The following is a 12,250-nucleotide window of genomic DNA, read 5'->3' on the forward strand; positions in this document are numbered from 1 at the left end:
AAACACCTCCGAATTATGTTATTTTATCAAATTAAAATAATCATTTTATCGAAAGTGCTTTTATTTATCTGTTCAATATTATAACTTCAGTTCCTTTCGCTTAGGCTTTTTTTATTTATCTCTTAAGTGAATCCCTAATGACATCCAAGACTTCCTTTTGGAAATCATTGAAGTAATGAGACTTTAGGTAGACCAAGTTGGTAACAAACATTGGCATGTCTTCATCTAAGAATTCCAATTTAACTACCCCGTCTGGTACTTTAACCAATGAATTAAAGAATCCGACACCAACGTTGTTAGAAATTAGACTCATAATATTGTTAGTTTCATTCGATCTAAAGATAACGTTTGGATGAAATGCATTTCTCTTTGCTAACTGATTAAATGATTCATTTTGTGTAAAACCTTGCTTAAACAATATGAAATCTTCTTTTGCAAGATCAGAAAAATGAATCTTTCCTTCATTCGCTAGTGGATGGTCTTTTGAAACATACGCACAGAATGGAATTCTCTCAATCTCTTCTGTTTCGATGTCTGGATCTTCCAACGGGTTGTTGGAACCTAGCAACGCTAAATCTAACTCACCATTCTTCAAGGCAGACTTGGTCGTTTCTGATCCATATTCATAGGTAATAATACTATTTAGTAATTTTCTTTCCTTTAAATACTGAGCAATTGTGGGAAAGTATCTTGTTTCAATAATTGGTGGTAGTCCTATTGAAACTTTTTTGGCCTTTAAGTTGGCAATATTTCGCTTTGCAACATCAAAATGACGAATAATTGCTCGAGCGTGGTTTAACAATTGTTTCCCACTATCGGTTACAATGAGTTCGCCATGGGTACGATGTCTAATAATCAACTTAGCTTCCATTTCTTTTTCCAATCTTTGAAGAGCAAAAGTAATAGTAGGTTGACTTACTTTAAATTCTTCAGCAACTTTCGAAAAAACTTTTAATTCTGTTAAGCTTATAAAATATTCAAGGTCTCTGGTGTTCATAAAAAACGCCTCCCAGCGTTGATATAAAAAGGTTTATTTTTTAGATATAAATTATATTTATTATAACACTAAGTTTTGACTATCTAAATACCCATGTATTATTATCTATATATAAATTATGAAAAGAGGTAAGTACTATGTCTTTTGGATATGATATTTTAAACAATCCTTTCAAGAATAAGGGTACTGCATTTACTAAAGAAGAAAGAAAAGAACTTGGTTTAGAAGGAATGCTTCCACCATACGTTCAAACTTTACAAGAACAAGTGGATCAAGCTTATGCTCAATTCCAAAGCAAGCCATCTGATTTAGAAAAACGTGTTTTCTTAATGACTATCTTTAACGAAAACCGTGTTCTATTCTACAAGTTATTCTCACAACACGTTGTTGAATTTATGCCAATCGTATATGATCCAACAATCGCTGAAACTATTGAAAACTACAGTGAACTATTCATTCAACCACAAAACGCTACATTCTTATCAATCGATGATGACTTAGATTCAATCAAGACTTCATTAAAGAATGCTGCTGAAGGTAGAGACATTCGTCTAATCGTAGTTACTGATGCTGAAGGTATCTTAGGTATTGGTGACTGGGCAACTAACGGTGTTGATATCGCTGTTGGTAAATTAATGGTTTACACTGCCGCTGCTGGTATCGATCCTAGCCAAGTTCTACCTGTTGTGCTAGATGCTGGTACTAACAACGAAGAATTACTTAAGGACCCAATGTACTTAGGTAACAGACATGAACGTGTTTACGGTGAAAAGTACCACAAGTTCGTTGATACTTTTGTAGAAAACGCTGAAGAAATGTTCCCAGAAATGTACTTACATTTCGAAGACTTCGGCCGTAGCAACGCTGCTGAAATCCTAGACAGATACAAAGACAAGTACACTGTATTCAATGATGATATCCAAGGTACTGGTATCATCGTTCTAGCAGGTATCTTAGGTGCCTTAAACATTTCTGGTGAAGAAATGAAGGACCAAACTTACGTATCATTTGGTGCAGGTTCAGCCGGTACTGGTATCGTTTCACGTGTATACGATGAATTCGTACAACAAGGAATGGACCCAGAAGAAGCTAAGAAGCACTTCTACCTAGTTGATAAGCAAGGTCTATTGTTCGATGACGATGACACTTTGACTCCTCAACAAAAACCATTTGCTAGAAGCCGTAGCGAATTTGATAACGCAGATTCACTAACTACTCTAGAAGCAGTTGTTAAAGAAGTTCACCCAACTATTTTAGTTGGTACTTCAACTCAACCAAACACTTTCACTGAAGAAATCGTTAAGGAAATGGCTGCTCACACTGAACGTCCAATTATCTTCCCTATTTCAAACCCAACTAAGTTGGCTGAAGCTAAGGCTGAAGACTTACTAAAATGGACTGACGGTAAAGCTCTTATCGGTACTGGTATCCCAGTTAACGATATTGAATACAACGGCACTACTTACCAAATCGGTCAAGCTAACAACGCCCTTGTATACCCAGGTCTAGGTCTAGGTGCAATTGCTGCTACAGCAACTGTTCTAGATGACGAAATGATTTCCGCAGCTGCCCACTCACTTGGTGGTATTGTCGACACTGACAAACCAGGTGCTGCTGTCTTGCCTCCAGTTTCTAAGTTGGATCAATTCTCAACTACTGTAGCTAAGGCCGTTGCCGATAGTGCTGTAAAACGTGGTCTTACACGTGAAGACATCAAGGATGTTGACAAAGCTATCGAAGACACTAAGTGGGAACCTAAGTATTAATCTCTCTTTTAGATGATGTGTGTATAAAAAAAGACGCCAAAGGGCGTCTTTTTTTGTGCTCTAAATTTTATTAATAATCTTTTTGGTGTTTGATGCATTGTTTAATGAATATAAATGAATGTGATTAGCACCCGCTTGTTTGATTTGATCAATCATCCCGGCAGTATATTGCACGCCGTATTCCCCAAATTCATCTTCATGCTGATTCATCAAAGCATTTAGTTCATCTGGAGCAGTCGAATGCGTTAAATTCAGCATCCTTTGCGCTTGCGATTTCGAGATTACAGGCATGATACCTAACCAGATTGGTGTATCAATTTGGATTTGATTTAAATACTCAACATAATCATTCACGTCAAAACTAAACTGTGAAATTAGCTTCGTGCATCCCTTTTCAACCTTTTGTCTCAACCATTTCATTTCTTCATCACTACTATTCAAGTAACACGTTCCTACGATGTTCACATGTGGATATTGTTGTTTGATAAATTCAACTAGTCGATCCGCATGTGGAAATGTCACCGCCGTATCATTTTGAGACAACTTATCACCACGCAACGCCAGCACGCTGTCGATATCGTGTTGTTGCATCAAATCAAGCATCTCTTGAACTCCCTTTTCATCCTTATCAATTCCGGTCAGATGAATGACGACGTCGACGGATGAATTGGCATGAATGTAGTCGGCAATCCGAATACTTTGTAGCAGGTTATCCATGTCATGATTTCTATCTGTAATCGAGATAAATTCCGGATTTAGTTTTAATAAACCATCCAGATTATTTTGATTAATGTTGGGTGTAATCTCAAAAGAATATTGTAAGGGCATGCGAATCTCCTTTTTGATGAATTGTTACTTTAATTATATACTATTATATAATCTCATATGATTTAACACGGAGAAGATAATGATTAATATAATTAAGCAATTTTTCAAATTTGGCATCGTTGGATTCATTAATACAGTATTAACCTATTTAATTTATACTTGCCTATGGCGGATTACATCTCCTACCATTGCCATGGCGATTGGGTATGGAACCACTACTTTAATTGGTTTAACCATCAATAAAAAGTGGGTCTTCAAGACTAGCGGAAACGTTACTAAAACCGCAATTAAATATTATTCTACCTACGTGTTCACTTGGTGTTTAACAGTACTATTAACATACCTATTGTCTGTCTACACATCTATTAACGAACAAATTGTCCCGGTATTAACATTAATTGTGACCGTTCCAGTTAACTTTGTACTAAGTAAACTATGGGTGTTCAAATAAAAAAGAGACCGTTCTACCAAACGGTCTCTTTTTATTATTCAGATTATTTGTTTTCACTAATTACGACAGAACCATCATCCATGTCAGCCTTTAAGTGCTTAATGTCTTCATGGTCTAAGTAGAAGTCAGTAATCTTGTCTCTGATTTCTTGTTCAACTACACGACGTAGTGGACGAGCTCCCATGGCTTCATCATATCCTTGTTCAATTAAGTGGTTCTTAACATCATCTGATACGACAACATCCATGTCTTTCTTAGCTAATGTAGCATTCACATCTGCTAACATTAAATCAACAATTTCTTTCAAGTCATCCTTTGTTAAGTGGGAGAATTCAACGATTGCATTGAATCTATTTAAGAATTCTGGACGGAAGTATGGAGCTAGACGATCCATTAACTTCTTATCCTTGTCGTCATCACCAGTAAGTGCTTCGTTACCGAAACCAGCGTTTGAAGTAGCAATTACAACAGTGTTCTTAAAGTTAACCACATTTCCTTGACCGTCTGTTAAACGACCATCGTCTAATACTTGTAGAAGAAGTGTTAACACTTGTGGGTTAGCCTTTTCGATTTCATCTAATAATACGATTGAGTATGGGTTTCTACGAACCTTTTCAGTCAAAGTATTGTTGTTGTCGTTGTATCCAACGTATCCAGCTGAAGCACCAATCAACTTGGAAACAGCAGTTGGGTCGGAGTATTCTGACATATCTAGACAAATAATGTTGTTCTTGTTACCAAACATGTCCTTAGCTAATTGCTTAGCAAGTTCAGTCTTACCTACACCAGTAGGACCTACGAATAAGAATGAACCAATTGGACGGTTACCTTCATCAAAGCCGGCACGATTTCTACGAATAGCACGAGCGACTGCAGCAACAGCTTCGTCTTGACCAATTACCTTGCCCTTTAGACGGTCGCCCATTGTCTTTAATCTTTCAATATCAGTGCTGCTCATCTTAGCGACAGGAACACCAGTCAATCTTTCAACTGACTTAGCAACGTCATTGACCGTAGCAGTGACTTTCTTTTCATCACTCTTGTTGTCAATTTGCTTTTGTAGTTCTTCAATCTTGTTCTTGTGGTTTAACGCTGCTTCATAGTCTTCCTTAGCAGCAGCATCTTCTTGAGCCTTCTTTTCTGCTTCAATCTCATCTTCGATTTGCTTTTGATCTAAGACTGGATGTTGAGCAGATAAGTGTGCTGCAGTCATATCTACTAGGTCAATGGCCTTGTCAGGTAGACTTCTTTGTGGAATGTATTGAACAGAGTAGTCTACAGCAGCTTTCAATACTTCGTCAGGCAAAATCACATTGTGGTGTTCTTCATATAATGGACGAATACCTTTCAAGATTGCTAAAGTAGTTTCTTCACTTGGCGCCTTAATTTGTACTTCGTTGAAACGACGTGACAAAGCAGCGTCCTTTAGGATTGTGTTTCTGTATTCATCTTGGGTAGTAGCACCGATAACGGTAATTTCACCACGAGATAATGCAGGCTTGATAATATCTGCCAATCCCTTGGATCCACTTTCGTCGCCGGCATTACCAGCACCTAGGATTTGGTGGATTTCGTCGAAGAATAGAATAACGTTACCCTTTTCTTGGACTTCCTTAATTAAGTTTTGAATGTTTTCTTCAAAACTACCACGATATTGAGTTCCGGCTTCTAGGCCAGAGATATCAATACTAATAACTTCCTTGTTCTTAATTGATGCAGGTACGTCGCCCTTCACAATTGCTTGGGCTAAACCTTCAACAACAGCTGTCTTACCGACACCGGCGTCACCAACTAATACAGGGTTGTTCTTAATTCTTCTAGATAATACTTCAGCAGTTTCTTGGATTTCCTTGTCTCTTCCAATCACTGGATCTAACTTATTATCTCTAGCTTCTTGAGTTAAGTTTCTACCTAGCTTTTCAAGAATTCCTCCCTTATTAGATGCAGCTTTTTGTTGGGTATTAGGTTGGCCACCTTGTAGTTGGCCACTTCTTCTTAATTCTTCTAATTGTTCTGGGGTAACTTCTTGACCATTAATCATGTATCGACGTTGGGCATTTGAGTTACCTGTATCGCCTAAAAATTGGTTAAAAATTCTGTCAAAATCATCGTTAAATGGATCAAATGGACTTCTTGCCATAGTACATCCCTCACATTTCATATAATATTTTATTTTCAAATACATTAGCCAAACACGGCATGTATTAGATAAGGCTTTTAGTTCTTCTTTTATTTCCTTATCCAAATAATATAATACCACCTAAATTACATAATTCAATACTAAATTTGACCTTTTTTGACCTTTTTCTTACATATATGCTTAAAACCCTTGATATATAAGGATTTCTGGAAAAGTAAAGTTTTCCTAAAGTTTTATTTTTGTTTTTATACAAGTAACCCTATGTTATGTTTTGTGACATAAAAGCTTAATTTTTTAAAAAATATTTCGAATTCAGATATACAATCTTTGTCAGTTCTGATATTATAAAAACATGCAATGTTATGAAATATAACGTGGAAAAGAAATACTACTTTGAAAAGGGGTTTTACTAATGAAGCGACATTTTCCAGTAATCCGATGGTTAATGGTATTAAGCATCGGATTGGTCGTTGCTCTTGGTTTATTCTCAGCACCTATTAAATCAAACGCTGCAGAAAAGACTTATCAAATTGGTACGGATGTGACGTTCCCACCATTTGAATACGCTAACGACAACAATAAATACGTCGGAATTGATATTGACTTAATGAATGCAATCGCCAAGGATCAAGGTTTTAAAGTAAACTTTAAACCAACCAGTTTTAATGGAGCTATTCAAGCTGTTCAATCTGGTCAATTAAATGGTATGGTCGCTGGTATGTCAGTCACTCCAGAACGTAAAGGAACATTTGATTTCTCTACAGCATATTACAATTCTGGTGTTGTTATGGCTGTATCTCAAAATAATAATGATATTAAGAGTTTAAAAGACCTAAAAGGTAAAACAATTGCAGTTAAGACAGGAACCACAGGTGCTCAATATGCACAATCCATTCAAAAGAAATATGGGTTTAAAATAAGCACTTTTGATGATTCAAGTAACGTATATGAAGATGTCTTAACTGGTAACTCAGTTGCTTGTTTCGATGATGAACCCGTATTAAAATACGGTATCAATCAAGGAACTAAACTAAAAATTGTTACTAAACCTGCGGCAGGTACTCCTATCGCACTTGGTGTAAAAAAAGGAACTAATAAAGATCTTGTAGAAAAGTTCAATGCTGGTCTTGCTCACTTAAAGAAAAATGGTGAGTATAAAAAAATCATGGACAAGTACTTAAACGCTAAGAAAAACACTGAAGATAATCATTCATTCTTTGGTATTCTAAAGCAAAACAAAACTTTCCTATGGCAAGGTTTCCTACAAACATTGTGGCTAACAATTGTTTCTATTATTTTTGCTACCATTTTCGGTGTAATCTTTGGACTATTTGGTGTTCTACCAATCAAGTTCTTCCGCGGACTATCATCAACAGTTATCTACTTATTCAGAGGTATGCCTCTACTAGTTCTAGCACTGTTTATATACACTGGTATTCCAACATTAACCGGTACTAGAATTCCTGCATTCATCGCTGGTGTTATTACATTAATGCTAGATGAAGGTGCATACATCGCCGCTTTTGTTAAGGGTGGTATTGAATCAGTTGATAAAGGTCAAATGGAAGCTGCCAGATCACTTGGTTTACCATTCGGTAAGTCAATGAGAAAGGTTATCCTACCTCAAGGTGTTAAGTTAATGGTTCCATCATTCATTAACCAATTCATCATTACCTTGAAGGATACTTCAATCCTATCAATCATTGGTATTCTAGAACTTACTCAAACTGGTAAGATTATCATCGCTAGAAACCTTGAAGGATTCAAAGTTTGGGCAATGGTTGCAATTATTTACTTAGTTGTAATCACCCTATTAACTTGGCTATCAAACTGGGTAAAAAGGAGAGCTAAGATATGAGCAAAATTAAAGTAACTGATTTACACAAGCAATACGCAGACAACCATGTCTTACGTGGTGTAGATTTAGAAGTTAAAGATAACGAAGTAGTTGTTATTATCGGCCCTTCCGGTTCAGGTAAGTCAACTCTATTAAGAACTTTAAACAAATTAGAAGAACCAACTTCAGGTTCAGTGGTTGTTCATGGTACTGATATCGCCCAAAAAGGTGTTAACATTGATCAAGTTCGTGAACAAATCGGTATGGTATTTCAACACTTTAACCTATTTAATAACCTATCAGTTGGTAAAAACATTATGTTAGCCCCTGTTGAATTAGGTAAGCTATCAAAAGAAGATGCTGTAAAACAAGCAAAGAAGTTACTAGGTGTTGTTGGTCTGGAAAATAAATTTGACGCCTCTGTAAATTCACTATCTGGTGGTCAAAAACAACGTGTTGCTATTGCACGTGCTTTAGCAATGAACCCAGACATCATGCTATTTGATGAACCTACTTCTGCTCTTGATCCCGAAATGGTCGGTGACGTTTTAAACGTTATGAAGAAGTTAGCTAAAGAAAAAGGTATGACAATGGTAGTTGTTACCCATGAAATGGGCTTCGCTAAAGAAGTTGCTGACCGTGTGGTATTCGTAGATGACGGTATCATTCAAGAAGAAGGTACCCCTGATGAAATCTTCAATCACCCTAAAAATGATCGTCTAAAATCATTCCTATCAAAGATTTTGGAAGTATAGAAAAAATAAAAGAACCCCTCTCTTATGTGGGGTTCTTTTTTATTTACACTTGCATTTTTATTTTAACCCTTTTATAATTGTTAGCATGCTAACAAAAATGAGGGGTGATATTTATGACAGAAAACATCGGAAGACAATTGAAAATCGCATCGACTCAATTAACCAAAAAGCTGGATAAATTTGCGAGTCAATATGATTTAACAAGCATGCAGATGTCTGTAATCGACTTCTTGACCCTGTTTAAAGATCAAGAAATGTTTCAAAAGGACATCGAACACGAATTTAATATCCGTCGTTCCACCGCTTCAACATTATTGAAGCGAATGGAAAATAAGGGATTAATACGCCGTGTTGAATCGAACAAGGATGCTCGTCAAAAACAAGTCATCCTAACCGATTTAGCCGTTCAATACGAAGACGACATTCAAAAGTTCATGGTTGAAACACAACAACAAATTCACGATTTACTGTCTGATGAAGAATACACTGCTCTGGAAAGTAGCTTAGCAAAAATCATTAAACATATGGGGGATTAATAATGGATAACAAAATTTCATTAAAGACATTACTGTCAGTTATTGCTGCTGGAATCATGTCATTTAGTGGTGTTGTTATTGAAACTTCAATGAACATCACCTTCCCAACTTTGATGCGCGACTTCAACGTGGGAACCAGTACCGTCCAATGGATGACTACAATTTATTTGCTTATTGTATCAATCGTTGTTCCGCTTTCAGCAATATTAAATCGTAACTTTAAAACAAAGCAATTATTTATTGTATCAAACTTACTATTTATTATAGGGGTTGTCTGCGACTTAACCGCACCATCATTTACATTCCTATTAATCGGTCGTGTAATTCAAGGATTCGGAACTGGAATTGCACTACCATTGATGTTTAACATCATCTTGGATCAAGTACCTGCCGAAAAAATCGGTGTCATGATGGGTGTAGGTAACTTGATTACCGCCATCGCCCCTGCCGTTGGTCCAACTTTCGGTGGAATTGTGGTATCTTCAATCGGTTGGCGTTACATCTTCGCCATCCTATTACCAATACTCGTGATTTCACTAATCTTAGGTGTCTTAAACATCGAACAAAAACGCGAAATTAAAAAGACTAGCCTAGACTTTGTTGGCCTAATCCTAATCGTGATTACATTCACTGGTTTAGTATATGGTTTCTCCAACATGGGTGCTGGTAACATCCTAAGTGCTGTTGTCATTCTTCCAATCATCATTGGTGTGATTGCTTTGATTACTCTTTACATGCACTGCATTAGAAGTAAGAATGCTATCTTGGACCTATCTGTTCTTAAAAACCACAAGTTTGCTGGTCACATTGTTGGATTCTTCATCCTACAATTCATCACATTAGGTTTATCATTCATCTTGCCTAACTACGTGCAAATCGTAAACCACTCATCCGCGTTCATTGCTGGTCTATTGGTATTACCCGGTGCCGCAATTGGTGCAATCTTAGCCCCACTATCTGGTAATTTGTACGACCGTTTCGGTGCTTACAAGCCGCTAGCACTAGGAATGTTATTTGGACTAATTGGTTTGGTATTATTCGCCATCTTTGGAACTCATTTGAGTAACACCATGATTTTAATCTTCTACGTAATTTACATGCTATGCATAGGATTATCATTTGGTAATATTATGACAAGTGGATTAAGCCAACTAAATGGTGAACAAAGAACCGACGGAAACGCTGTTTTCAACACCATCCAACAAATCTCAGGTGCCATTGCCACTTCCATCGTTTCTGCTATTATTACTATCAGTCAATTGAGTAATAGTAACGAAGCTACTGGAACTGCGGTTGGATCACTTCACGCGTTGATTTTATTACTAGTATTAATCGTGATTGCTAGTCTAATCTTAAACGCCGTTGTAAAACGTAAATAGCAATAAAAAAGCCTAACGTTTAAAACGTTAGGCTTTTTGTTTTACTTCATTTTTTTGACACTCATAAAAATTCTAGTTGCAGGATAAAATCTAACATTAAATTCATCCTTAATAGCGTTAACAATCTCGCTATCATCATTATGTTCTTCAATCATGGCACGTACTTTAATGACGTTGTCATAATTGTTCAAGATGTCTCTGACGACACCACGGTCTTTAATACTCTTGACCACTTCATAAATTGCAAAAATAAATAAAAGAATCGCAATTATATTCCACATATATAAATTATCACTCCTATTACTTATAATTATACGTGATATGTCGACATTATCAAAATCATATTAACTAAAGCTTAACAATTCAACGGTTTAGAAGGGTTGTCACACGTGATATAATTTAAATATTATAAATAAAGGAGAAATTCATATGACTGATACGATTAAAAAACGTACCATTGGATTTCTAGCTGCAGCTATTATTGCAATTATTAGTCAATTTCTTACAGCTATTATTCCAAACATCGGTGGAGCCACCATCGCGATCCTAATTGGAATTGTGTTGGGTAACACCGTTTTAACACAACCAGTTCTAAGTGCTGGTACCAAGTTTGCTGAAAAACGATTACTAGAATACTCAGTAATGCTACTTGGTCTTACCATTACTTTCCAAACTATTATTCAATTACACTGGTCAGGATTACTATTCATCATCATCCAAATGGCCATCACCATTATCGCAGCCATCATGATTGGTAAGTGGCTTCACTTTGGTGAAGGAATTTACCTTTGCATGGCCGGTGGTAATGCGGTTTGTGGATCATCAGCCATTGCTTCGATTAAACCTGTGATTAATGCATCTGATGAAGATGCTGGAATGAGCATTACATTAGTCAACCTAATGGGAACTGTGATGATGCTAGCACTTCCAGTTATTGGAACAATGGTATTTGGTCACGTTGATATGCTACGTGGTGCCTTGATTGGTGGTACCGTTCAATCAGTTGGACAAGTTATCGCAAGTGCAACAATGGTTAACCAAACTACTGTCCAATTCGCAACTCTATTCAAGATTATGCGAATCATCATGCTAGTAATTGTGGTTACTGTGTTTGCACGCATACATGCTAAGAACGAAAAATTAGCTAACGCAGAAAAAGAAGTTGAGGAAGAAGTTAAGAAAGGTAAGATTGATTTCCTACCATGGTACGTTCTATGGTTCTTAATCTTCTGTATCCTAAATAGTTTCTTCCACCTTCCAGCTTTCATCGGTAACACCGCTCACCTATTGAGCTCATGGTGTGAAATCATCGCATTAGCAGCTATCGGTTTGCGTCTAAACTTAAAGGCGTTCCTAAAGGCCGGTAAACGTTTCGCAATTTATAGTGTCTCGGTTGGAGTAATTCAAACTATCGTGGCACTGATTTTAATTAAACTATTAATTCATGCATAAAAAAAGACTAGGCATTTGGAACTGAAGTTATAATATTGAACAGATAAATAAAAGCACTTTCGATAAAATGATTATTTTAATTTGATAAAATAACATAATTCGGAGGTGT

11 protein-coding genes are annotated in these 12,250 nt (G+C 36.5%); 7 read left to right on the forward strand and 4 right to left on the reverse strand.

Annotated elements, in window-relative coordinates:
- Positions 1–115 precede the first annotated feature (115 nt).
- A complete protein-coding gene (locus tag RZ79_RS06680; protein WP_053795925.1) occupies positions 116–997 on the reverse strand; it encodes a LysR substrate-binding domain-containing protein in 882 nt (293 codons plus the stop codon).
- Positions 998–1,134: 137 nt separating this feature from the next.
- On the opposite strand from RZ79_RS06680, the gene RZ79_RS06685 reads away from it, so the two are divergent.
- Positions 1,135–2,763: a malolactic enzyme gene (locus RZ79_RS06685; RefSeq protein ID WP_053795926.1), complete on the forward strand. Its 1,629-nt coding sequence runs from the start codon at positions 1,135–1,137 to the stop codon at positions 2,761–2,763.
- Positions 2,764–2,823: 60 nt separating this feature from the next.
- Here the strand turns inward: RZ79_RS06685 and RZ79_RS06690 are convergent, their stop codons facing one another.
- The gene (locus RZ79_RS06690) at positions 2,824–3,591 is read right to left on the reverse strand and encodes a methylenetetrahydrofolate reductase (protein WP_054450832.1); all 768 of its coding nucleotides are present in this window, start codon (positions 3,589–3,591) and stop codon (positions 2,824–2,826) included.
- Between the two features lie 79 nt (positions 3,592–3,670).
- On the opposite strand from RZ79_RS06690, the gene RZ79_RS06695 reads away from it, so the two are divergent.
- Positions 3,671–4,042, forward strand: a complete 372-nt coding sequence (locus RZ79_RS06695; RefSeq protein WP_054450834.1) for a GtrA family protein — start codon at positions 3,671–3,673, stop codon at positions 4,040–4,042.
- A gap of 43 nt (positions 4,043–4,085) precedes the next feature.
- On the opposite strand, the gene RZ79_RS06700 is transcribed toward RZ79_RS06695, so the two are convergent.
- Entirely contained in the window at positions 4,086–6,182 is a 2,097-nt protein-coding gene (locus RZ79_RS06700; RefSeq protein ID WP_054450836.1) for an AAA family ATPase, read from the reverse strand.
- A 412-nt stretch (positions 6,183–6,594) separates the two neighbouring features.
- On the opposite strand from RZ79_RS06700, the gene RZ79_RS06705 reads away from it, so the two are divergent.
- The 4 genes from RZ79_RS06705 to RZ79_RS06720 all read left to right on the forward strand — a co-directional run bounded on the left by RZ79_RS06705 (position 6,595) and on the right by RZ79_RS06720 (position 10,689).
- Positions 6,595–8,040, forward strand: a complete 1,446-nt coding sequence (locus RZ79_RS06705; protein ID WP_054450839.1) for an amino acid ABC transporter substrate-binding protein/permease — start codon at positions 6,595–6,597, stop codon at positions 8,038–8,040.
- The gene (locus RZ79_RS06710) at positions 8,037–8,774 is read left to right on the forward strand and encodes an amino acid ABC transporter ATP-binding protein (RefSeq protein ID WP_053795931.1); all 738 of its coding nucleotides are present in this window, start codon (positions 8,037–8,039) and stop codon (positions 8,772–8,774) included. The genes RZ79_RS06705 and RZ79_RS06710 overlap by 4 nt, the downstream gene beginning before the upstream one ends.
- A 113-nt stretch (positions 8,775–8,887) precedes the next feature.
- Positions 8,888–9,310, forward strand: coding sequence for a MarR family winged helix-turn-helix transcriptional regulator (locus RZ79_RS06715; protein WP_054450842.1), 423 nt, complete (start codon positions 8,888–8,890; stop codon positions 9,308–9,310).
- Positions 9,310–10,689, forward strand: a complete 1,380-nt coding sequence (locus RZ79_RS06720; RefSeq protein ID WP_054450844.1) for a DHA2 family efflux MFS transporter permease subunit — start codon at positions 9,310–9,312, stop codon at positions 10,687–10,689. The genes RZ79_RS06715 and RZ79_RS06720 overlap by 1 nt, the downstream gene beginning before the upstream one ends.
- A gap of 41 nt (positions 10,690–10,730) precedes the next feature.
- Here the strand turns inward: RZ79_RS06720 and RZ79_RS06725 are convergent, their stop codons facing one another.
- On the reverse strand, positions 10,731–10,970 hold the full coding sequence (locus tag RZ79_RS06725; RefSeq protein ID WP_053795934.1) for a hypothetical protein: 240 nt from the start codon (positions 10,968–10,970) through the stop codon (positions 10,731–10,733).
- Positions 10,971–11,118: 148 nt separating this feature from the next.
- On the opposite strand from RZ79_RS06725, the gene RZ79_RS06730 reads away from it, so the two are divergent.
- Positions 11,119–12,141: a YeiH family protein gene (locus tag RZ79_RS06730; protein ID WP_054450845.1), complete on the forward strand. Its 1,023-nt coding sequence runs from the start codon at positions 11,119–11,121 to the stop codon at positions 12,139–12,141.
- Positions 12,142–12,250: the final 109 nt, after the last annotated feature.

The sequence above is a fragment of the Apilactobacillus kunkeei DSM 12361 = ATCC 700308 genome (assembly GCF_001281265.1).
GTDB classification, from domain to species: Bacteria; Bacillota; Bacilli; order Lactobacillales; family Lactobacillaceae; genus Apilactobacillus; species Apilactobacillus kunkeei.